We start from the raw sequence: 21470 nt of genomic DNA, 5'->3' as shown, positions 1-21470 counted from the left end.
ACCGAGAGCAGATATCCGGACCCAACGAAAAAAGGGCAGCCTCTCAGCTGCCCTCTCGCATTCCATTCGACCCTGCCTCAACCCTGGGGCTGCGGCTGCGGCTCCAGGCCGGCATCCGGCTCGCCGCGCTTGCGGCCCTTGCCGGCGCTCGGAACGGCCGAGCCGCGCGGAGCGTGCGGCGTGTCGTCGGCATCACGCACGGGGCGCTTGCCGGCGATCAGGTCGCGGATTTCCTCGCCGGTCAGCGTCTCGAACTCGAGCAGCGCCTCAGCCACCGACACGAACTCCTCGTGGTGATCGGTCAGGATCTTTTTGGCATCGGCATAGCCCTCGTCGACGAGGCGCTTGACCTCGGCGTCGATCTTCTGCGCCGTCGATTCCGACAGCGACTGGCTGCGGCCCATCGACATGCCCAGGAAGACCTCTTCCTGATTGTCGCCATAGGCGACCATGCCGAGCTCGTCCGAATAGCCCATCTGCGTGACCATGGCCTTGGCCATCTTGGTCGCCTGCTGGATGTCGCCGGTGGCGCCCGAGGTAACGTTCTCGCGGCCGAAGGTCATCTCCTCCGCAACGCGCCCGCCCATGGCGACCGCGAGCTGCGAGGTGAATTCCTTGAACTTCATCGAGTAGCGGTCGCCCTCCGGCAGGAACTTGACCATGCCGAGCGCGCGACCGCGCGGGATGATCGTCGCCTTGTGGACGGGGATGCCGGCCGGGACATAGAGGCCGACGATGGCATGGCCGGCCTCGTGATAGGCGGTCAGCTTCTTCTCTTCCTCGGACATCGCCATCGACTTGCGCTCGGCGCCCATCATGACCTTGTCCTTGGCGTCCTCGAACTCGGCATGGGTTACCATGCGCTTGCCGCGGCGGGCCGCCAGCAGCGCCGCCTCGTTGACGAGGTTCATCAGGTCCGCGCCCGAGAAGCCGGGGGTGCCGCGGGCGAGGATCTTGAGGTCGACATCCGGCGCCATCGGCACCTTGCGGACATGGACCTTCAGGATCTTCTCGCGGCCGGCGACGTCCGGGTTCGGGACGACGATCTGGCGGTCGAAACGGCCCGGACGCAGCAGGGCGGGATCGAGCACGTCGGGACGGTTGGTCGCGGCGATGATGATCACGCCCTCGTTCGGCTCGAAGCCGTCCATCTCGACGAGGAGCTGGTTCAGCGTCTGCTCACGCTCGTCATTACCGCCGCCGAGGCCGGCGCCGCGATGACGGCCGACCGCGTCGATCTCGTCGATGAAGATGATGCAGGGCGCGTTCTTCTTGGCCTGCTCGAACATGTCGCGCACGCGGCTCGCGCCGACGCCGACGAACATCTCGACGAAGTCGGAGCCCGAGATCGTGAAGAACGGCACATTGGCCTCGCCCGCGACGGCACGCGCCGTCAGCGTCTTACCCGTACCGGGAGGGCCGACGAGCAGGACGCCGCGCGGAATGCGCCCGCCCAGCCGCTGGAACTTCTGCGGATCGCGCAGGAATTCGACGATCTCCTGGAGGTCTTCCTTGGCCTCGTCGATACCCGCGACGTCCTCGAAGGTAACGCGGCCATGGGCCTCTGTCAGGAGCTTCGCCTTGGACTTGCCGAAGCCCATCGCCCGGCCGGCGCCGTTCTGCATCTGGCGGGACATGAAGATCCACAGGCCGATGAAGATGACGAAGGGCAGCGAATTGACCAGCAGCGCCATGAACCAGGGCGTGCCCTCCGCCGGCGGCTTGCCCGAGACCTGCACGCCCTTCTCGGCCAGGCTCCGCAGGAATTGCGGATCGGCATAGGGCGGGTAGGTGACGAAGCTGCGGCCGTCCGAGAAGCTTCCGGTCCATTCCGGTCCCGACGCGACGAGGCTGGAAATCCGCCCGGCCTGCGCTTCGTTGACCAGTTGGCTGTACTGGATCTCGTTGGTGTTCGTGCGCTGGCTCGGGCTCTGGAACAGCGTGACGAGCGCCAGGACCAGCAGAAAGATCACCACCCAGAGAGCGAAATTGCGAAAGTTCGGATTCATTCCCAGTCCGATCGGGCCTGCCGGACCAACCGGATGAGGCCTAGAGTTTCCCGACTACCAAAATAGGTGTCGCACATGCCCTTGCCAAGGGAAAGCAACGTCGTGGCGGCACTATGACGCCGAAGAGTGAACGCCCCGTCTGCGCGGCGGCTCGACTTGCAGCGCCAGGACGCCGTCGCGGCCGAGCGAAAGGACGCAGCCGGCCAGGGTCCGCCGCAATACAAGCCCTGCGCGCGCCGCCGCCGTCAGGGCCGCGCCGCAGGCTTCGAGCCGCTCCAGCCGGCCGTGACCGTCGCCGCCCGGCACGACCGTATCGAGCGCCAGTGCCAAAGCCCGCAACACGGTCTCCTCGGGCTCGCAGACCAGTGTGGAAAAGCGCAGGCGCAGGTTCCCTTCGAGGCATTCGTCCGACAGCAGCACCTCCGCCAGCACCGTTTGCGCCCGTTGCGCCGCGACCTCGTCCAGCCGCGCCAGTCGCTGCGCCAGCCGGCCGAGCCGCTCCGCCGTCAGCCCCTGCTCCGCCAGAGCCGGCATCGCCTCGCGCCAACGCACCCGCTCGAAGCGCACATCGCGATTGCTGGGGTCGCGGATGAACGGCAGTCCGCGCGTCTCGGCCGTCGCGACGAGTCGCGCTTTCGGAAAGCAGAGCAGCGGCCTGACCAGCGTGACGCCGTTCACCTCGCTCCGCTCCCGCATCCCGACGAGCCCGGACGGTCCCGAGCCATGGGCGAGCCGCATCAGCATGGTCTCGGCCTGGTCGTCGAGCGTATGGGCCGTGACCAGCGTCGCGCCGCCGAGCCGCCTCGCCTCGTTCGCCAGCAGGGCGTAGCGCGCGCGCCGCGCCTCGGCCTGCACGCTGCTTGCCGGTTTCGCTCCTTCCCAGCGCAAGGTCACATGGCGCACACCGAGCTTCGCACAGAGCGAAGCCACGGCGGCGGCCTCGTCGACCGATTCGGGCCGCAGGCCGTGATCGACCGTGGCGGCATGAAGCACCGGCCGGCCGGGCGTCTGCGCCCAGGCCGCGAGAAGCGCGAGCAATGCCACCGAATCCGGCCCGCCGGAAACGGCGGCGAGCAAGGCCGTCTCCCGCGATAGCCCCTGAAAAGCAACGCCGGCCTCGACGAGCGAGACCGGCGCGAAATCGGTTGCGATCGGCGCCGCGCTCAAGCGCAGCCGGACCGGCGCCGTTCGCGGGCGATGCCCTGGCGGACGGAGTTGGAGGCGGTGGGGTAGTCGACGCCGACCTTGGCATAGGTGGCGCAGGCCTGCTCCTTGGCGCCGAGCCCGTTGAGGGCCATGCCGAGTTTCAGCAGGCTGTCCGGCGCCTTGGGCGCCTTGGGCGATTCGCGGGAGATCTTCAGGAACTGCTCGGCTGCCTCGCGATAGCGCTGGCGCTGGAGGTAGCTTTCGCCCAGCCAATAGGTCGCGTCCACCGCCTGCCGGTCGCGCGGGTAGCTCTGAAGGAACTGGCGGAAGCCCATCTCGGCCTGCTCGTATTCCTTGCGCTGGATCGAGGCGAAGGCGAGGTCATAGGCCTCCTTGGCGCTCTGCGGGCCGCTCGCGGCGGCAACGCTCGCGCCGCGCGGCCTGTCCTGCGGCAGGCCGCCTTGCGGCACCGGGCGCCCGACGCCTTGGAGATCGAGCGGCTGGCCCGTGGCGGGGCCGCCCGCATAATCCTCGTCGATGATGCCGGCGATCCCCGCGCCGCCGCCGAGCTGCTGTGGGGCGCCGGCCGCGCCCTGCTGCGTCGTCGGATCGAAGGCATCGCCGCGGCGCTGGCGCTGCGGCTGCGGCGCTCCGCCGGCCGGCGGAGCACCCGTCGGACTGGGAGCCGCGGTGCTCGGACGTCCACCGCCCCCCTTCTCGCTCAGGCGGAAATCGACGTCTTCCTGGAACTTGCGGAGCTGGTCCGTCAGCCGCTTGTTCTCGAATTGGAGCTGCTCGATCTGGCCGGACATCTGGCGCAGCTGGTTCTCCAGCCGCGTGGTGCGGACCAGCAGATCGGCGGCATCCTGCGCCGAGGCCGGCACGGCGCCACCGGCGAGCGCAGCGGAGATCGCCAACGCGGCCAGCCCCGGGCGGGAGAGATGGCGGGCTAGAAGAGAACGAAGCATCGCTGAAACCGGTTTCCGTACATGTCGCGCGCAGCATCTATACCATCAGCGCACCACGGCCAAAATATGAACGTTTTCATGGCTGGGTCGATCGCCTGGCGCCACCGGGGCAGCGATGTGCAAACGCGCAAAGAACCACTGGCGCTTTGCCGGCGACGTCCCTACATTGACGGAGCGGGGCTGCCTGGTGCGTGCGAGACAGCATTCCCCGGGCCCATACGACTCCCTAGGGAGCTGTCCCTGACCGGATCCCTGGATCCGGACACACGGCGCCCACCTACTTCTGTAGGTGTCCCGGGATTCAAAACTCCACGGCCGAGGTGGCTCCGCAGCCTTCATGACGATGACGTCCGACACGCCGATCACGCCCTCTCCGCGAAAGGCTGTCCTCCGCGCGGAAGCGCTGGCCCGCCGCGACGCGCTCGATCTCGACAACCGGCTCGAATGGGATGCCGAGATCGAGACCCGTGCGCTGAGCCTGCCTGTCTGGAAGGGCAGCGCCGGCCCGGTCTCGGCCTATTGGCCGATGCGTTCGGAGGCCGATCCCCGTCCGATTCTCGAAACGCTGCATGAGCGCGGCCTGCCGCTCTGCCTGCCAGCGATCGTCGACAAGCACATGATCTTCCGGCGCTGGGCGCCTTATGAACCGATCGTGCCCGGCGGCTTCGGCACGCTCGTCCCCGCCCCCGCCGAGCCGGCGGTGAAGCCCGCCATCCTGCTCGTCCCGCTCGCCGCCTTCGACCGCCGCGGCTACCGGATCGGCTACGGCAAGGGCTATTACGACCGCGCCCTCAGCGCGCTCGGCCCGACCGTCAGCATCGGCATCGGCTATGCCGCGCAGGAGATCGACGCGGTGCCCGACGAGCCGCATGACCGGCGGCTCGACTGGGTCGTGACGGAGCGCGAAACCCTTCGCTGCGGTTGATTCCGGCCGGCTTTCGGGCAAGGGAGAAAGCCTTCGCGGTTTTCGAGTTTATTTCATGCGTCTTCTCTTCCTCGGCGACATCGTCGGCCGCCCCGGCCGGATTGCGGTTCAGGAGCGGCTGCCCGCCTTGCGCGAGGCCTGGAAGCTCGACTGCGTCGTCATCAACGGCGAGAACTCGGCCGGCGGCTTCGGCATCACCGAGGCGATCTGCGACGAGATCCTCGCCGCCGGCGCCGATGTCGTGACGCTGGGCAACCATTCCTGGGACCAGCGCGAGGCGCTCGTCTTCATCACCCGCCAGGACCGGTTGGTCCGCCCGGCCAATTACCCGCCGGGCACGCCCGGCCGCGGCGCCGCGGTGATCGAGGCGCGCAACGGCGCCCGCGTCCTCGTCGTCAACGTCATGGGCCGGCTGTTCATGGACCCGCTCGACGACCCCTTCGCCGCGGTCGAGCGGGAATTGTCGGCCTGCCCACTCGGCGAAGTCGCCGATGCCGTCATCGTCGATGTCCATGCCGAGGCGACCAGCGAGAAGCAGGCCATGGGCTATTTCCTCGACGGCCGCGCCAGCCTCGTCGTCGGCACGCATACCCATGCGCCGACCTCGGACACGCGCATCCTGCCCGGCGGTACGGCCTACCAGTCCGATGCCGGCATGTGCGGCGACTATGATTCCGTGCTCGGCATGCAGAAGGACGAGCCGGTGCGCCGCTTCCTGCAGAAGGTGCCGGGCGCGCGCCTGGAACCGGCGACGGGCGAAGGCACGCTGTCAGGCGTCGCGGTCGATATCGACGATGCCACCGGCCTCGCGAAAGCGGTCTGGGCCGTGCGCGTCGGCCCGCATCTCAGCCAGGCCGTGCCCGACTGGGCCCAAGGCTGATCGCGCGCCGGTCCTGCCCCGAACCGCGCGCGGCTCAGACCGCGCGGTTCTGGCGAATCAGATCGTCGAAGGCGTGGTTCAGGCTCTCCGCCTGCCGCGACAACACGCCGGCGACGTCGAGCACGTCGTGCACGGCCCGCCCCGCTTGCTGCGCCCTGTCGTTGAGCTGCACGATGCTTTCGGCATTGGCCTGCGTGCCCAAGGCGGCCTGATCGGCGCTGCGGGCGATTTCCTGCGTCGCGGCACGCTGCTCGTCGATGCTGGCCGCGACCGCACCCGCAATGCCGTTCACCTGGCTGGCGAAGGCGACGATGCTCTCGATCGCCGCCACGGCCTCCCGCGTCGCCGCCTGCATGGCGGGAACCTGGGCCGCGATCTCGTCCGTGGCTTTCGCGGTGCGGGACGAAAGCTGCTTCACCTCCGTCGCCACGACGGCAAAGCCGCGCCCGGCCTCGCCGGCGCGCGCCGCCTCGATCGTCGCATTGAGCGCGAGAAGATTGGTCTGGCTGGCGATTGTCTGAATCATCTCGACGACCGAGCCGATCGTTTGCGCCGAATGCGCCAGGCTTTGGACGATGGCGTCGGTCTTCTGGGCGGCGGCGTGCGCCTCATGCGCCATGGTCGAGGCGCGCACCACCTCCGCCGCGACATGGTCGAGCGAAATCGACAATTCGTTCGTCGCCGTCGCGACATTGCTGACATTGTCCGAGGCGTCGCCCGCTGCTCCCGCGGCGCGCTCGGCCTGCGCGCTGGTCTCGCCGACCACGGTCTCGACCGAGGCGGCGAGCCGCTCCACCTTGCCGGCGCTGGCATTCACCGCGCCGACGACTTCCCGCACCGTGACCTCGAACGCCTCGATCTGATGGCGCGTGCGGTCGCGGCTCTCCTGCTGGACGACAGAATAGGTCTCCAGCAGCAATTCGAGGTCGAGCTGCGTCGCCTTGGACAGCGCCCCGCGCAGCGCGATCCGCCGGTCGAGCTCGCGCCTCTGCCAGAGGCGCGACAGCCCCATCATGCTCTTCCGGTCGAGTCCGAGCTCCACGATGATGGCGTTCGAGACGATTGCGTGGCAGATCACCACCGCATAGATCGGCACGCCGTGCTCGTGGAACACGCTCGCCAGACGATGCGCGGATTCGGTGTAGCCCTCCCCGAGGCCGCCGGATGCGAGCCTGATCCAATGCGCCAGCCGCCGCTCATGGACATCGGGCTGCCGCAGGGCCTGCGCGATTTCCGGCCAGGGCGCGAACTGGTCGTGCAGATTGTCCAGCAGGGCCGGCAGCCGGCTGCGGGCGAAATCCGACAGCGAACCGAGAAGAACGATATCCTCCTCGAAGATCCGGAAGGCGCGGAAGCGATGGTCCTGCGCGGCGATGGAGTTGGATGTCACGGCTTCGCGAACTTGGATGAGGACGGCGTGGTGGTTGGCGGCATTCATGCGCCGTCATGGCAAAGAATGGCTTAACGGCCCGTTCGCCGCCGATTTGGGCCGCGATCGGCCATAGGCGCTTGCCTGTCACGGAAACCGGCGCCTATAAGGCCGTCCGATCGTCCCGGCGCGCGCCGCGGGCGATGTTTCCATGGTTCCATCTCATCAAAGGGCAGCGAGTCCCCATGGCCGGCCATTCACAGTTCAAGAACATCATGCACCGCAAGGGCAAGCAGGACGCGGTGCGCTCCAAGCTGTTCTCGAAACTGGCCCGCGAAATCACCGTCGCCGCCAAGATGGGCATGCCCGACCCGAACATGAACCCGCGCCTGCGCATGGCCGTGCTCGCCGCGCGCGCCGAGAACATGCCGAAGGACAATATCCAGCGCGCCATCAACAAGGCGGCCGGCGGCGAAGGCGACAACTATGACGAGGTCCGCTACGAGGGCTACGGCCCGGGCGGCGCGGCCGTCATCGTCGAGGCGCTGACCGACAACCGCAACCGCACCGCTTCCGCGGTCCGCTCCTACTTCACCAAGTCGGGCGGCGCGCTCGGCGAAAGCAACTCCGTCTCCTTCATGTTCAACCGCGTCGGCGAGATCAGTTATCCGCCGGAGGCCGGCGATGCCGACAAGGTGATGGAAGCGGCGATCGAGGCCGGCGCCGACGACGTGATCTCCGACGAGAACGGCCACACCATCCTCTGCGCCTTCGACGCCCTGAACGAGGTCTCCAAGGCCCTCGAAGCCGCGCTGGGTGCGCCGGCTTCGGCGAAGCCCGTCTGGCGGCCGACGACCTCGGCCCCGCTCGACGAGGAGAAGGCCGCCTCGATGATGCGATTGATGGAAGCCCTCGACAATGACGACGACGTCCAGAACGTCTTCGCCAATTTCGAGATCGCCGACGACATCATGGCCAAGCTCAGCGCCTGAGCAGATTGCCTTCCAACCAACGTCGTCATTCCGGGCAAGCGAAGCGCAGACCCGGAATCCATCGTAGAGCGCTGGCGCCCTTCGATGGATTCCGGATCAGCGTCGCTTCGCGACTTGTCCGGAATGACACAAAGATTTGGTGGAGTTGCGGCTAACGCCCGATCACGACATCCCACAGCGGCAGGCTGATCAGCGCGCTCAGGAAAATCACCAGATAGGCCCCGCGCCGGAAGGTCTCCTCGGACGCCAGCCGGAAGCCATGCGTCCCGGCCCAGAGCCCGATGCCGTAGACCGCGAAGAGCGGCACCGCCATCAGCAAGGCGCTGCCGGTCAGAATACCCTTCCACCACAGAACCGTGCCGCTGATCAGCGTCGAGACGCCGAAGAAGGTCTGCAGATTGGCCCGCGTCTTGTGCCGGTCGTTGCGCTGTGCGCCCAACCAGAACACCGCGAGCGGCATGCCGCCGATCGAGGCCATGCCGTTGAACAGGCCCGACAACGCCCCGACCCCAAGCGAGAGCGGGATCGTCGGCCGCCCGTGATAGCGCCAGCCCGAGGCCATCAACGCGACCGCGATCAGCACGAGCGAGGCCAGAACCCAGCGCATCGTCTCGCGGTCGAGCCAGATCAGCAGCCAGATGCCCGCCGGGAGCGCCAGCGTGGCAGTCAGCAGCAGCGGCAGGATCTCGCGCCATTCGGCCTGCTTGGCGCTGCGCGCCGCGATCGGCAGCGCGAAGGGCAGATCGATGAACCAGATCAGGCCGAGCGCCGCGACCGGCCCGAGCACGACCGAGGCCAAGGGCATGAACACCATGGCGAAGCCGAAGCCGGTGAAGCCGCGCACCAGCCCGCCGAGCAAGGTCGCAGCCAGCAGGACGGCGATGCCGTCGGCCGTGAGGCCCGGCATGAAGGAAGACAGGATCGAGGACATGGAGCCGGCTGGAGAAGAACGATGCGGCGAACCATGCCCGCAGGCCTACGGCAAGAACAACTTTCCTTTTTGATGTCATCGATCAGGGGAATTCATCCCGCCCCGTTCCGTCGCCCGTCTCGGCGCGGGACAAATCCGAAACATCCGCTAGGTTGAGCCCGTCATGGCACCTCCGATTCGCATCCTCGGCATCGATCCCGGCCTCCGGAAAACCGGCTGGGGCATCGTGATTTCGGAGGGGAGCAAGCTCTCCTTCGTCGCCTGCGGCTGCATCGAGAGCGACGGCGCGCTGCCGCTCGGCCAGCGCCTGCGGCAATTGCATGAAGGCCTGAACAAGGTCCTCGCCGCACATCGCCCGCATGAGGCCGCCGTCGAGGAAACCTTCATCAACCGCGACCCGCAATCGGCGCTGAAGCTCGGCCAAGCCCGCGGCATCGCGCTTGTCGTGCCGGCGCTCGCCGGGCTTGATGTCGCCGAATATGCCGCCAACCTCGTCAAGAAGACCGTGGTCGGCGTCGGCCATGCCGACAAGAAGCAGGTCCAGGCGATGATCCGCGTGCTGCTGCCCAAGGCCGAGACCTCCTCGGCAGATGCGGCGGACGCGCTCGCCGTCGCGATCTGCCATGCCCAGCATCGCGGCATAAAGGCGCTGGTCGCGCAGATGCGCGTGGCGGGTTGATGACAGCGGCCGGGGGAACGAGACGATGATCGGCAAGCTCAAGGGCCTGATCGATTCCTATGGCGAGGATCACGTCATCATCGACGTGCAGGGCGTCGGCTATGTCGTGCAGTGCTCGGCGCGCACGCTGCAGCGCCTGCCGAAGCCCGGCGCGGCGGCGGCGCTCTCGATCGAGACCCATGTCCGCGAGGATGCGATCCGCCTCTACGGCTTCATGTCCGATGTCGAGCGCGACTGGTTCCGCCTGATGCAGGTCGTGCAGGGCGTCGGCGCCAAGGTCGCGCTCGCCATCCTCTCGACGCTTGATCCGGGTGGTCTCGCCACCGCCATCGCCACCAACGACAAGGCCGCGATCGCGCGCGCCCCCGGCGTCGGCCCCAAGCTCGCCCAGCGCCTCTGCGCCGAGCTCAAGGACAAGGCCCCGGCCTTCGGCCATATCGATCCGGGCGTGGCGCAGCTCGCGGGCGCGCTGGAGGACAGGAAACTGCCGCAGCCGATCGCCGACGCCGTGTCCGCGCTCGCCAATCTCGGCTATCCTCAGGCGCAGGCGGTGGCGGCCGTCGCGGCTGCCGCGAAGGCCGCCGGCGATGGGGCCGGCACGGCCCAGCTCATCAAGCTGGGCCTGAAGGAACTGGCGAAGTGAGCGAAGCGCCCGAAGAGCTCGAACTGCGCATTGTCACCGACAAGACCGAGCTCTGCCGCATCATGCTGGCAAGCTGGGGCTCGCACAGCATGATGATCGACCTCCACGTCTACGACGTCGCCGAGATCGACGCGCTCGGACTGTTCGACGGCGCAGGCAAGACGGCAGCACTGGCGAGCTGGACGATGCGCGGCGACAGCGCCTATCTCTGCGCGCTCCATTCGCTGAAGCCGGGCGAAGGCGTCGCGATCCAGATGCTCGACGCCGTCATCTTCGCGGCGCGCAAGGCTGGCGCCAAGAAGCTCAAGGCCATGCTGACCAATGACAACATGCCGGGCATGACCTTCTACCAGCGCCGCGGCTTCCGCCTCTCGGGGCTTTATCTCGAAGCGATCGATCACTATCGCTCGGTCGTGCCTGACATCATCAAGACGGGATACAAGGACATTCCGATCCACGACGCCATCGAGCTGGAGATCGCGCTGTGAGCGAACCCAAACGCTCCGGCCTGATGACGGCCGAACGCCGCGATGACGACAGCGAGACCTCGCTGCGTCCGCTGTCGCTGTCCGATTTCACTGGCCAGGCGGCGGCGCGCGCCAATCTCCAGGTCTTCATCAACGCCGCCAAGAGCCGGGGCGATGCGCTCGATCACGTCCTCTTCGTCGGTCCGCCCGGCCTCGGCAAGACGACGCTGGCGCAGATCGTCTCACGCGAGCTCGGCGTGAACTTCCGCTCGACCTCGGGCCCGGTCATCGCCAAGGCCGGAGACCTCGCCGCCCAACTCACCAATCTCGAAGAGCGCGACGTGCTCTTCATCGACGAGATCCATCGCCTCAACCCGGCGGTCGAGGAAATTCTCTATCCGGCGATGGAGGATTACCAGCTCGACCTGATCATCGGCGAAGGCCCGGCCGCGCGCTCGGTCAAGATCGACCTGCCCAAGTTCACCCTCGTCGGCGCCACCACCCGGGCCGGCCTGTTGACCACGCCGCTGCGCGACCGCTTCGGCATCCCGATCCGCCTGCAGTTTTACACGGTCGAGGAATTGCAGGGCATCGTCGCGCGCGGCGCCCGCGTGCTCGGCGTGCCGATGTCCGACGACGGCGCCAACGAGATCGCCAAGCGCTCCCGCGGAACGCCGCGCATCGCCGGGCGCCTGCTCCGACGCGTGCGCGATTTCGCCATCGTCGACGGCGACCCGATCGTCACTCGCAAGGTCGCCGACAAGGCGCTCTCCCTGCTCGATGTCGACGCCATCGGCCTCGACCAGATGGACCGGCGCTACCTCACCACCGTCGCGGTCAATTTCGGCGGCGGCCCGGTCGGGATCGAAACCATCGCCGCCTCGCTCTCCGAGCCTCGCGACGCGATCGAGGAGATCATCGAGCCCTTCCTGCTCCAGCAGGGCTTCATCCAGCGCACGCCGCGTGGGCGGCTGCTGACGCCCCACGCCTTCCGCCATCTCGGCATGCCCGAGCCATCGCGCGAGACGGCGCAGTTCGGCTTGTTTGGAAGCGACGAGGATGAGGCGTGAAGCAGCTCTTGCGAAACCTCGCGCTCGCGCTCGCCTTGACCGGCTTTTCCGCATTCGCGGCGGTCTCGGCGCGCGCCGGCGACGACGTGCCCCGCGGCCCGGTCGAAACCGCCTATGCCATTACGATCAAGACGCTCGCCGCCAAGGGCAAGGCCCCGCCGCCGCCCTGGCGCCCGCCGCATCGCGACAAGCTGATGAGCAGGAGCCTGGCCGCGCTCTTCGCCCGCGACGACCTCTATCAGGAGGAAAGCGGCGACATGGGCCAGATCGGCGCCGATCCCTTCCTCAACGGCCAGGACGGCGAGATCAAGAGGCTGAGCTTCGACACGATACCCGTAGCCGCAGGCAAGGCGACGGTGATGGCGAATTTCCGCAGTTTCGGCAAACCGGTCGTCGTCGAGTTCAAAATGGTCAGCGAGAACGGCGGCTGGCGCATCGACGACATCGTCAACAGCTTCGAAGGCAAGAGCTACTCGATCCGCGAGACGCTGTCGCAGCCCTATGATTGCGGTTCCTTCATGGGCAAGCCCTGCAAGCGCTGAACGCCTGCAGGGCTGACGATCCTCAGGACTGCCGCGCGATCTTCGAGCGCATCAATGCAGGCCGGGCGCCGGCATCGTTCAGCGCGCCGGATTTCGCCGCCTTCCGATTCTCGACCGGCCGCATGCCCTTGCCCGCCGTGCGGCTGGCAGGTCGCTCCGCCGCGCGCTGGCGCTGCTTGAGGGCGAGCGCCTTGCGCGCCAGGCTGCGCTGGCTCGGCTTCTTCGCCTTCTCCTCCCGGCGCGTGCGCTCGGCGCCGACGCGCTTCAACGCCGCCGTCAGCGCATCGGCCTTGGCCTTGGTGCCCGCGTTGTCCGTGGCCGCCTTGGCGCCCTTCGGCTCCACCTTGCCGCGCATCTCGCGCTTCTGCCGCCGGGCACCATCACGCGCCTTGTCACGGCGTTCGCGCAGCTTGTTGGCGAGGTCGCGCAGCTCGTCATCCGGAAGAGCCCCGATTGCGCTGCGATGCGTGCGGGCGACGAGATCGGCCTCGGCCTTGTCGAGCAGCCGCGCGGTCGCCTTGCTGGATTGCGCCATGACAGGTTCTCCTTGCTGTGATCACGCAATGGGCAACGCCCTGCCGGCAAAGCAGTTCCAGCCTTTCCGAAGCCGCAACTCCTGGTCTATGGCAGCCGCAAGCATTCGAAACCGCTCGGGAGCGCCATGAGCAGGGTCCATCGCATCGAGGTCCGCGTCTACTACGAGGACACCGACTTTTCCGGCGTCGTCTATCACGCCTCCTATCTGCGCTTCATGGAGCGCGGCCGCACGGAACTGATCCGCGCGCTCGGCGTCGAGCAGCGCGAGCTCTTCGACGGCGAGACGGCGCTCGGCTTCGCGGTCCGCAGGATGACGATCGATTTCCTGCGCCCGGCCGTGATGGACGATCTGCTGACGGTCGAGACCCGCTCGATCGCGGCCCGTGGCGCCACCATGGACCTCGAACAGCGCGTGCTGCGTGGCGAGGACGTGCTGATCACGGCGCAGGTCATGGTCGCCTGCGTCGGTGGCGGCCGCGCCCGGCGCATCCCGGACGGCCTGCGCAAGCGGCTGATGCTCGACGCCTGACAGTCGACGCCGCCCCTGCCCGCATGTTAGCGCTCGTTACATGAGCTGGAAGCGCGACCGTCCCGAGACACCCCGCGGCTATCACCATGGCAACCTCAAGGAGGAGCTGGTGAAGGCCGCGCTTGGGCTGATCGGCGAGAAAGGGCCGAACGGCTTCACCTTCGCCGAGGCCGCGCGCATGGCCGGCGTCAGCCCGGCCGCGCCCTATCGCCATTTCCGCGACCGCGAGGAATTGCTGGCCGATGTCGCGACGCGCGGCTTCCAGGCCTTCGAGGCGGCGCTGTCGCGCGCCTGGGACCAGGGCCGGCCCGATCCCGAGGCTGCCTTCCACCGGCTCGGGCGCGCCTACCTCGCCTTCGCCCACGACGAGCCCGCCTATTACTCGGCGATGTTCGAGGCCGGCGTGCCGCTCGACGCCAGCCAGGAACTGCGTGCCGCCGCCGACCGCGCCTTCGCCGGCCTGCGCCAGGCTTCCGAAGCGCTGATCGCGCAGCTCCCGGCCGGCAAGCGCCCCCCTGCCCTGATGATGGCGCTGCATGTCTGGGCGATGTCGCATGGCGTCGCCGCCCTGTTCGGCCGCGCCGATGGCGGGCGCCGCCCCCTGCCGATGTCGGCCGCCGAGCTGCTGGAAGCCGGCATGCTGATCTATCTCCAGGGCCTGGGCATCGGCCGCAACGGTTCGCCCGACGCCGGCTGACGCCTTCAGCCGGACTCTCGGGGTGCAAGCCCCGAACGTGCCGCGCTACTGCGGAAACTCTCGTCATTCCGGGCCTGACCCGCAATCCATCGCAGAGTGCCGCGCCCTCCGATGCATTCCGGAGCGGCGCCGCGACGCGGCCTGTCCGGAATGAAGGCGTGCTTCCGCGACGATGAAGAGGGCTCCAGCGAAGCGCGTGGAACCCGGAATCGATTTCCCCGCGCCCGCTCCTTGACAAGCGGCGGGGTCGGGAGCATCTATGTAAATGTGATTTACATTCACGCTGGCTCAGTGAGGGAGCAATGCCGATCGTCGAGAAACTGGACGAATATGGAAAGGGTGCCTGGATCGCCTTCGCGGTTCTCGGCTTCATTCTGTTCTGGCCGCTGGGTCTGGCGACCTTGGCCTTTATTTTCTGGAGTGGACGCATGGGTTGTGGATATGCCGGAGACCGGTACGAGCACCGGATGAGCCGCCTGCAGGGCAAGATGGACCGCCTGCGCGAGCGCATGGCCGGCCGCGAAGGCGGCTTTGGCAGCGGCTTCGGCGGCTGGGGCCGTGGCGGTCCCTCCAGCGGCAACCGCGCTTTCGACGAGTACCGCGCGGAGACGCTGCGCCGCCTCGAGGACGAGCAGCGCGAGTTCCACGACTTCCTGGGCCGCCTGCGCATGGCCCGCGACAAGGCCGAGTTCGACCAGTTCATGGCCGATCGCCGCAACAACCCGCCGGCCAATCCCCCGGCCCAGCCTGACGCGGCTTGATCGTCGGCACCAACAGACCAGGCCCGCCCCTCACCGGGGCGGGCTTTTTTTGTCTGTCGATCGCGAAGCGGCTCTTGGCCTATCTCGCTACGAAGCGACGGCGGATTCCAACGCTGCCAGCAATTCGCGATAGGTCGGCGCCAGCGCCCTCAGATGAGCCGCCGCCATCACATCGTCCCGGGCGACCAGCGGATATTGCAGGGCGCCGATCAGGCGCGCCTGGCGCCCCATGATCCCGGCAGCGGTGTCGCGCCCAATCCGCGTCAGGCAGCGCGCGGCATCGGCCGCCCGGCGTGCGCCGACCCGCACCGCGAAGTGGATGAGATGCCCCCTGAGATCATCGTCGCAGCCCGCTGCAACGCGGTCCGCCAGAGCCAGCACCGCCGCCTCGTTGCCGAGCGTCCCCGGCGGCGGCTGGAGGTCCCGGTCCATGGCGAGCCAGCGGATGGCCGCCGGAAGCGCCCGCCGGATCGCCTCCTCCTCCGTGACGACCTCGGCACGCCGGAAATCCGTGCGCATCGTAAAGGGCTCGCCATAATCCACCGTCTCGCCGCGCCACGCCGCCATGAAATCGGCAAGCGGCAATGTCGCGTGCGGATGGCCCTGCGGATCGTGCATCTCGACCAAGCCGTCACGCAGCGCGAGCACGACGACATAGTGATCGGCACCGATCGCCCCGCGCATGCCCGGCTGATGGCGCAGATGGCCCATTTCGACCGGGCCGACCCAGACCGGCCCGGCGGCGAGAGCATTCGCCAGCCGGGCAAGCGCCTCTGCTTCGCTGCCGCCCCGCATCACGACGGAGGTCCAGCCCATGGCGGCAAGCGCGTCATCGAAGCCCGCTTCCGGCGTCCAGCCATAGGGATCGAAGAACGGCATCGCCCCGCCATGCAATTGCATGCCGAAAGGACTTCCCGTCGCGAACTCAATGACGGCGGGCGATAGCGAAGCCTCTCCAAACATCATCGAAAATGAATTGGCGTAGCAATAGGGGCCGGAGCCCACATACGGAAAATAATTCATGGTCTTGATTGGCCTCCCCGTCTCGAAGGCCGGCACAGATCTGCAAATTGAAAATTTCTGTCAAGCGCTCTGATTTCACCCGCTGCTTTCGGCGTGTCGCGTGCCGTTCCGCTGGTTCTGGTCGGCATGCATGGCCGGCGCTGGACACGCATCACCGGCTTCCCGAAACTTCGCACCCGCCCACCCCCGCGTATACCCGACATTAACCTTGCCGGGAGCTTAACTCGATCTGAAGCATGCGTTTCGTGGGAAACCCCCGTTTCGGCCCATCTTTCGCCGGATTCACGCGCGATTGACGAGATACGGCATTTCCCCGGATCGCGGATCGGGCGGCGGCGTGGGCTTCCCGCGACGCAAGCGGCGGGGTTTGGGCCAGGGCTGGAGCCTTGAGATGTCCAGCACCGGTCGTACCGCCTGGGTGAGAAGGATGACAGGATGAACCCCGCCGACGTCGCGCAGGCCGCGCCGCAGATCGACATGTCGTTCTGGACGCTGTTCTGGCACGCCCACATCGTCGTCAAGCTGGTCATGATGGGCCTGCTCGGCGCCTCGGTCTGGTGCTGGTCGATCATCATCGACAAGACCCTGCTCTATCGGCGCACCCGCAAGGACATGGACGCCTTCGAGGAGGTGTTCTGGTCCGGCCGCTCGCTCGAGGAGCTCTATCGCGACCTCGCCAGCAAGCCCGTCGCCGACATGGCGGCCGTCTTCGTCGCGGCGATGCGGGAGTGGAAGCGCTCCTTCGAGAATGGCGGGCGTTCGGTCGCCAGTCTCTCCCAGCGCATCGACAAGGTGCTCGACGTCACCATCCAGCGCGAGACGGAGCGGCTGGAATCGGGGCTGCTCGTGCTCTCGACCATCGCTTCGGCCGCCCCCTTCATCGGTCTGTTCGGCACGGTCTGGGGCATCATGACCTCGTTCACCGCCATCGCGGTCTCCAAGAATTCCTCGCTCGCCGTCGTCGCGCCGGGTATCGCGGAAGCGCTCTTCGCCACCGCGATCGGCCTCTTCGCCGCCATCCCCGCGCTGATGGCCTACAACAAGCTGCAGGCCGAGGTCGCCAAGGCGCAAGGGCGTCTCGAAGCCTTCGCCGACGAGTTCTCCGCGATCCTGTCGCGGCAGATCGACGAGCGCATGGCGGCGTGAGGACCTGATCGATGGGTATGTCAGCCGCTTCAGGCGCAAAGGGCGGTTCCGGCCGCCGGGGCCGGCGCGGACGCCGCCATGGCGCCATCGCCGAGATCAACATGACGCCGTTCATCGACGTCATGCTGGTGTTGCTCATCATCTTCATGGTCGCAGCCCCGCTGATCGCGACCGGCGTCCCGCTCGACCTGCCGCAGACCGGCGCCAAGCCGATCAATGTCGACCAGAAGCCCCTGACCATCGCCATCGACAGCAAGGGCCAGATCTTCCTGCAGGACGAGCCGACGCTCGAGCCCGATCTCGTCGCCAAGCTCCAGGCCCTGGCGAAGCAAGGCTTCGACGAGCGCGTCTATGTTCGCGGCGACAAGCAGGTCGATTACGGCCGCGTCGCCTCGGTGATGTCGACCATCACCGCCGCCGGCTTCAAGCGGGTCGCGCTCGTCACCGAGCCGTCGAGCCGCTGAAGATTTAGAGTAGGGACGTTAAGGGCGTGAAGCTTTCGACCTCCGAACCTGGCATGCTGGTGTCGGCGCTCGGCCACGTGACGTTTCTCGTCGCGGGGCTGCTGGCGTTCTCGTCGCCTGCGCCCTTGCCGGATAACGAGGAGGCGATCGCCGTCGAGGTGATCGATCCCAGCGCGCTCAATCAGGTGACGCGCGGCGAGCGCAGCGCCGAGAAGGTCCAGGCCCAGCCGACCCCACGCGCCGAGCGCCAGTCCGAGACGGTCGAGCGCAAGGAGGCCGGCGAGGCCAAGGCGGATACGCCGGCACCGCCCTCGCGCCCGCCGGAACTGAAGACCGCCGAGAACAACGCGATCACGCCTCCGCCGCCGGCCCGCCCGGTCGAGCAGCCCAAGCCCGAGGCCAAGCCGCCCGAGCCTGCCAAGCAGCCGCCGCAGAAGAGCGAGGCCGCAGCCGCCCGCGAGGCCGAGCAGAAGCGCGAGGAGCAGGCCCGCCTTCAGGAAGAGGCTGAGCTCGCCTCCAAGGCGAAGAAGGCCGAGGAGGAGGCGAAGGCCGCCGCCAAGGCCAAGGCGGAAGCCGACGCCCAGGCCGCCAAGCGCGCCGCCGATGCGAAAGCCAAGGCCGAGGCGCTCGCCAAGGCGGAAGCCGAGAAGGCCGCCAAGGAAAAGGCGGAGGCTGTCGCCAAGGCGAAGGCCGAGGCCGATCAGAAGGCCAAGCTCGCCGCCGAGGCGAAGGCCAGGCAGGAAGCCGAGGCCAAGGCGAAGAAGGAGGCGGAGATCGCCAAGAACTTCAACGCCAACGACATCGCCAAGCTGCTCCAATCCAAGGAGAAGGCGCAGTCCTCGGGTTCCTCGGCGCCGCAGGTCAATCGCACGGCCTCGCTCGGCACCGAGCGCGGCTCTTCGCAGAAGCTCAGCCCCTCGCTCCGGGCACAGCTCATCGGCATCATCCAGGAACAGCTCCTGAAGTGCTGGAACGTGCCGATCGCGCTCGCCAACGCCCATGGCAGCGGCAATGTCGTGCCCTCCGTGCGGATGAAGCTCAACACCGACGGTTCGCTCGCCGGGCAGCCCGGGGTGATCAATTCGTCCGCGGATCCGCTTTTCAGGGTCGCCGCCGATTCGGCGCTGACCGCCACCCGCCGCTGCGCGCCGTTGCGCATCCCGGCTCAATTCGCCTCCTATTACGACGACTGGCGTGATGTCGTCGTCAATTTCGACGCCAGGGACGTCATGTGACCCCGATGATCGACAGAAGCCCCCTCCCCTTCCTCACGGCCGCGCCGACGCGCCGCCGCCTCCTCGCCACTGCCGGTGCAGCGCTCCTGCTACCCACCGCGGCAAAGGCCGAACTCGTCATCAACCTGACGGGCGGCGCCTTCCAGCCGATGCCGATCGCCATCGCCGATTTCGGCGGCGAGGGCGGCGTGCTCGTCTCCGGCGTCATCACCAACAACCTGAAGCGCTGCGGCTATTTCACGCCCATCGACAAGGGCCGTTTCCCGGAGGCGAACCCGCCCTTCGACGCCGCCCCGCGCTTCGATGCCTGGAAGGCTGCCGGCGTGCAGGCCCTCGTCACCGGCCGCGTCGCGCGCGAGGCCGGCCGCATCCGCGCCGAGTTCCGGCTCTGGGATGTCGCGACCGGCACGCAGACCGACGGCCAGCAATATTTCACCGATCCGAGCAATGCCCGCCGCGTCGGCCACATCATCTCGGACGCGATCTTTTCGAAGGTCACGGGCCTCGGCGGCTTCTTCGACACGCGCGTCGTCTTCGTCGACGAATCGGGGCCGAAGGAGACGCGCCGCAAGCGTCTCGCCATCATGGACCAGGACGGCGCCAATGTGCGCTACCTCACCAATGGCGACACCTCGGTGGTGACGCCGCGCTACTCGCCGGTCTCGCAGGACGTCACCTTCATGACCCAGCGCCAGGGCGAGCAGCCGCGCGTGCAGGTCCTGAACATCGAGACCGGCCAGCGCCAGGTCGTCGGCAACTTCCCCGACATGAGCTCGAGCCCGCGTTTCGCGCCCAACGGCCAGCGCGTCGTGCTCTCGCTGCAGCAGGGCGGCAACGCCAATCTGTACGCCATCGATATCGGCTCGCGCTCGACCACGCGCCTGACCTCGACGGCGGCGATCGACACCTCCCCGTCCTATGCGCCGGACGGCTCGCGCATCGTCTTCGAAAGCGACCGCGGCGGCCAGCAGCAGCTCTATGTGATGTCGGCCGGCGGCGGCGAGGCCCAGCGCATTTCCTTCGGCCAGGGCCGCTACTCGCAGCCCTCCTGGTCGCCGCGCGGCGACCTCATCGCCTTCACCCGCCAGGGCAGCGGCGGCTTCGCCATCGGCGTGATGCGGCCGGATGGCTCGGGCGAGCGCATCCTGACCGAGGGCTTCCACAACGAGGCCCCGAACTGGGCCCCCAACGGACAGTACCTGATGTTCTTCCGCGATCCCGGCGGACAATCGGGCGGTAAACTGTACATGGTGGACATCACCGGCCGCGTCGAAGTGCCGGTGCCGACCCCGGCCTACGCCTCCGACCCGACCTGGTCGCCCCTGCTCAGCGGCCAGCGCTGAGCTTTACTGGTTCTCCTGAGAACCACTCCGTCATCCCGGGCTTGACCCGGGATCCATCGTAGCGCGCCTAAGCTCTCCGATGGATCCCAGATCTGTGCTTCGCTCCGTCCGGGATAACGTGCAGACCCTCCTGGTGCGGGGGAGCGGCTGCTTTTGTCCCCGACCGACCGGCTCAATCGCGATAGGCCGGCTCCTCCGCGTCGAGCTGCCGGCGGATCGAGGCCAGGTGCAGGCGTGCCGATTCCGGGTCGCCCTCGCGCATCTGGCGATAGGCGGCCTCCGCGATCTCCGGCTTGACCGGCTTGACCTTGCGCCCCGTCGAAAGCGCCAGCGCCTGCACCTCGCAGGCCCGCTCCAGATAATAGAGATCGTCCCAGGCCTCGGCGATATTCGGCCCGAGCACCATCACGCCATGATGCTTCATGAAGACGATATCGGCCTCGCCCACCGCGGCGGCGATGCGGTCGCCCTCGCGCTCGTCCAAGGCCAGCCCGTTATAGTCGCGGTCGACCACGGTGCGGCCGTAGAACTTCAGCGCCGTCTGCCCGGCGAAGATCAGCGGGTCGCCCTCGGTCATCGAGAGCGCCGTCGCGTAGGGCATATGCGTATGGAACGCGACCTTGGCGCGCGGGACGTTCTTGTGAATCCGGGCATGGATGTAGAAGGCCGTCGCCTCCGGCTGGCCCTCCCCGGAGACGACATTGCCGTGGAAGTCGCAGATCAACAGCTTCGAGGCGGTCAGCTCCCGGAAGGCCCAGCCATAGGGATTGACGATGAAGAGGTCGTCATAGCCCGGCACCAGCGCCGAGAAATGATTGCAGATGCCCTCCTCGAAACCGTAGCGCGCCGCCATGCGGAAGGTCGCGGCAAGGTCCCGGCGCGCCTCCCAAACGATCTCGGAATCGAGATTGGGCTGGTTCGGGCCACGAAGGGGCGTCACGCTCGCAGCGCCGGACTTGAGGGAATGGGCCATCGCGATCTCCGCTCGGGATAGGGCAGCGGACCGAAGCAGGCACCGGACCGCATACCCTGACGATAGACTGCGGAGCGCGAAAGATGCGCTTCAATTCCGCGCCCCGTTTGCGCAATTTTTTCGCGCTCAGCCGGGGGCTTG

Annotated in this window: 23 protein-coding genes and 1 other RNA gene; 16 read left to right on the top strand and 8 right to left on the bottom strand. The window is 67.8% G+C overall.

Annotation, left to right across the window (positions count from 1 at the left end; all coding sequences use genetic code 11):
• Positions 1-77: 77 nt before the first annotated feature.
• From ftsH to ybgF, 3 genes are all read right to left on the bottom strand, one after another.
• The gene (gene ftsH, locus JHD80_RS19415) at positions 78-2009 is read right to left on the bottom strand and encodes an ATP-dependent zinc metalloprotease FtsH (protein WP_199090787.1); all 1932 of its coding nucleotides are present in this window, start codon (positions 2007-2009) and stop codon (positions 78-80) included.
• A 111-nt stretch (positions 2010-2120) separates the two neighbouring features.
• A complete protein-coding gene (gene tilS, locus JHD80_RS19410) occupies positions 2121-3176 on the bottom strand; it encodes a tRNA lysidine(34) synthetase TilS (protein ID WP_199090778.1) in 1056 nt (351 codons plus the stop codon).
• Positions 3173-4123: a tol-pal system protein YbgF gene (gene ybgF, locus JHD80_RS19405; RefSeq protein WP_199090770.1), complete on the bottom strand. Its 951-nt coding sequence runs from the start codon at positions 4121-4123 to the stop codon at positions 3173-3175. Before ybgF ends, tilS begins: the two co-directional genes overlap by 4 nt.
• 174 nt (positions 4124-4297) lie before the next feature.
• On the opposite strand from ybgF, the gene ssrS reads away from it, so the two are divergent.
• From ssrS to JHD80_RS19390, 3 genes are all read left to right on the top strand, one after another.
• Positions 4298-4454, top strand: a non-coding RNA gene (ssrS, locus tag JHD80_RS19400) — 6S RNA.
• Between the two features lie 6 nt (positions 4455-4460).
• Positions 4461-5048, top strand: coding sequence for a 5-formyltetrahydrofolate cyclo-ligase (locus tag JHD80_RS19395; RefSeq protein WP_349237307.1), 588 nt, complete (start codon positions 4461-4463; stop codon positions 5046-5048).
• 55 nt (positions 5049-5103) lie between these two features.
• Positions 5104-5928 carry a TIGR00282 family metallophosphoesterase gene (locus tag JHD80_RS19390; RefSeq protein WP_199090768.1) on the top strand — a complete coding sequence of 275 codons (825 nt, stop codon included), beginning with the start codon at positions 5104-5106 and terminating at the stop codon, positions 5926-5928.
• 34 nt (positions 5929-5962) lie between these two features.
• Here JHD80_RS19390 and JHD80_RS29150 read toward each other — a convergent pair whose 3' ends face one another.
• Positions 5963-7318 (bottom strand): methyl-accepting chemotaxis protein, encoded by a 1356-nt coding sequence (locus JHD80_RS29150; protein WP_199090766.1) that lies wholly within the window; start codon positions 7316-7318, stop codon positions 5963-5965.
• A gap of 224 nt (positions 7319-7542) precedes the next feature.
• Between JHD80_RS29150 and JHD80_RS19380 the strand changes: the two genes are divergently transcribed.
• Positions 7543-8289, top strand: coding sequence for a YebC/PmpR family DNA-binding transcriptional regulator (locus JHD80_RS19380; protein ID WP_199090765.1), 747 nt, complete (start codon positions 7543-7545; stop codon positions 8287-8289).
• Between the two features lie 151 nt (positions 8290-8440).
• On the opposite strand, the gene JHD80_RS19375 is transcribed toward JHD80_RS19380, so the two are convergent.
• Complete coding sequence (locus JHD80_RS19375; RefSeq protein ID WP_199090763.1) at positions 8441-9220, bottom strand: sulfite exporter TauE/SafE family protein; 780 nt, start codon at positions 9218-9220, stop codon at positions 8441-8443.
• 163 nt (positions 9221-9383) lie between these two features.
• Here JHD80_RS19375 and ruvC point away from each other — a divergent pair, with 163 nt between their 5' ends.
• The 5 genes from ruvC to JHD80_RS28815 are packed head-to-tail and all read left to right on the top strand — an operon-like array spanning position 9384 to position 12621.
• Positions 9384-9899 carry a crossover junction endodeoxyribonuclease RuvC gene (gene ruvC / locus JHD80_RS19370; protein ID WP_199090761.1) on the top strand — a complete coding sequence of 172 codons (516 nt, stop codon included), beginning with the start codon at positions 9384-9386 and terminating at the stop codon, positions 9897-9899.
• 25 nt (positions 9900-9924) lie between these two features.
• Positions 9925-10542: a Holliday junction branch migration protein RuvA gene (gene ruvA, locus JHD80_RS19365; RefSeq protein WP_199090759.1), complete on the top strand. Its 618-nt coding sequence runs from the start codon at positions 9925-9927 to the stop codon at positions 10540-10542.
• On the top strand, positions 10539-11030 hold the full coding sequence (locus JHD80_RS19360; protein ID WP_199090757.1) for a GNAT family N-acetyltransferase: 492 nt from the start codon (positions 10539-10541) through the stop codon (positions 11028-11030). The genes ruvA and JHD80_RS19360 overlap by 4 nt, the downstream gene beginning before the upstream one ends.
• A gap of 23 nt (positions 11031-11053) precedes the next feature.
• Complete coding sequence (gene ruvB / locus JHD80_RS19355) at positions 11054-12079, top strand: Holliday junction branch migration DNA helicase RuvB (RefSeq protein ID WP_199090800.1); 1026 nt, start codon at positions 11054-11056, stop codon at positions 12077-12079.
• Complete coding sequence (locus JHD80_RS28815) at positions 12076-12621, top strand: DUF3828 domain-containing protein (RefSeq protein WP_199090755.1); 546 nt, start codon at positions 12076-12078, stop codon at positions 12619-12621. The genes ruvB and JHD80_RS28815 overlap by 4 nt, the downstream gene beginning before the upstream one ends.
• A gap of 22 nt (positions 12622-12643) precedes the next feature.
• Here the strand turns inward: JHD80_RS28815 and JHD80_RS19345 are convergent, their stop codons facing one another.
• Positions 12644-13156, bottom strand: coding sequence for a hypothetical protein (locus JHD80_RS19345; protein ID WP_199090754.1), 513 nt, complete (start codon positions 13154-13156; stop codon positions 12644-12646).
• Between the two features lie 126 nt (positions 13157-13282).
• On the opposite strand from JHD80_RS19345, the gene ybgC reads away from it, so the two are divergent.
• The 3 genes from ybgC (at position 13283) to JHD80_RS19330 (ending at position 15145) form a co-directional block, all read left to right on the top strand.
• Positions 13283-13687: a tol-pal system-associated acyl-CoA thioesterase gene (gene ybgC / locus JHD80_RS19340; protein ID WP_210339934.1), complete on the top strand. Its 405-nt coding sequence runs from the start codon at positions 13283-13285 to the stop codon at positions 13685-13687.
• Between the two features lie 40 nt (positions 13688-13727).
• Positions 13728-14384, top strand: coding sequence for a TetR/AcrR family transcriptional regulator (locus JHD80_RS19335; protein WP_199090752.1), 657 nt, complete (start codon positions 13728-13730; stop codon positions 14382-14384).
• A 302-nt stretch (positions 14385-14686) separates the two neighbouring features.
• Positions 14687-15145: a DUF2852 domain-containing protein gene (locus tag JHD80_RS19330; RefSeq protein WP_199090750.1), complete on the top strand. Its 459-nt coding sequence runs from the start codon at positions 14687-14689 to the stop codon at positions 15143-15145.
• Between the two features lie 87 nt (positions 15146-15232).
• Here JHD80_RS19330 and JHD80_RS19325 read toward each other — a convergent pair whose 3' ends face one another.
• Positions 15233-16168: a hypothetical protein gene (locus tag JHD80_RS19325; RefSeq protein ID WP_199090748.1), complete on the bottom strand. Its 936-nt coding sequence runs from the start codon at positions 16166-16168 to the stop codon at positions 15233-15235.
• 435 nt (positions 16169-16603) lie between these two features.
• Between JHD80_RS19325 and tolQ the strand changes: the two genes are divergently transcribed.
• From tolQ to tolB, 4 genes are read left to right on the top strand one after another with little or no spacing between them, the layout of a single operon-like run.
• Positions 16604-17314: a protein TolQ gene (gene tolQ, locus JHD80_RS19320; RefSeq protein WP_199090746.1), complete on the top strand. Its 711-nt coding sequence runs from the start codon at positions 16604-16606 to the stop codon at positions 17312-17314.
• Between the two features lie 17 nt (positions 17315-17331).
• Positions 17332-17778 carry a protein TolR gene (tolR, locus tag JHD80_RS19315; RefSeq protein WP_465246536.1) on the top strand — a complete coding sequence of 149 codons (447 nt, stop codon included), beginning with the start codon at positions 17332-17334 and terminating at the stop codon, positions 17776-17778.
• A gap of 26 nt (positions 17779-17804) precedes the next feature.
• On the top strand, positions 17805-19013 hold the full coding sequence (gene tolA, locus JHD80_RS19310; RefSeq protein ID WP_199090742.1) for a cell envelope integrity protein TolA: 1209 nt from the start codon (positions 17805-17807) through the stop codon (positions 19011-19013).
• A gap of 5 nt (positions 19014-19018) precedes the next feature.
• Positions 19019-20356 carry a Tol-Pal system beta propeller repeat protein TolB gene (tolB, locus tag JHD80_RS19305; RefSeq protein WP_199090741.1) on the top strand — a complete coding sequence of 446 codons (1338 nt, stop codon included), beginning with the start codon at positions 19019-19021 and terminating at the stop codon, positions 20354-20356.
• Positions 20357-20528: 172 nt separating this feature from the next.
• On the opposite strand, the gene JHD80_RS19300 is transcribed toward tolB, so the two are convergent.
• The gene (locus JHD80_RS19300) at positions 20529-21329 is read right to left on the bottom strand and encodes an aldolase (RefSeq protein WP_199090740.1); all 801 of its coding nucleotides are present in this window, start codon (positions 21327-21329) and stop codon (positions 20529-20531) included.
• Positions 21330-21470: the final 141 nt, after the last annotated feature.

This window comes from Allobosea sp. ASV33, assembly GCF_016428755.1.
In the GTDB taxonomy this organism is placed as follows: domain Bacteria; phylum Pseudomonadota; class Alphaproteobacteria; order Rhizobiales; family Beijerinckiaceae; genus Allobosea.
This window is presented reverse-complemented; position numbering and strand designations above follow the sequence as displayed.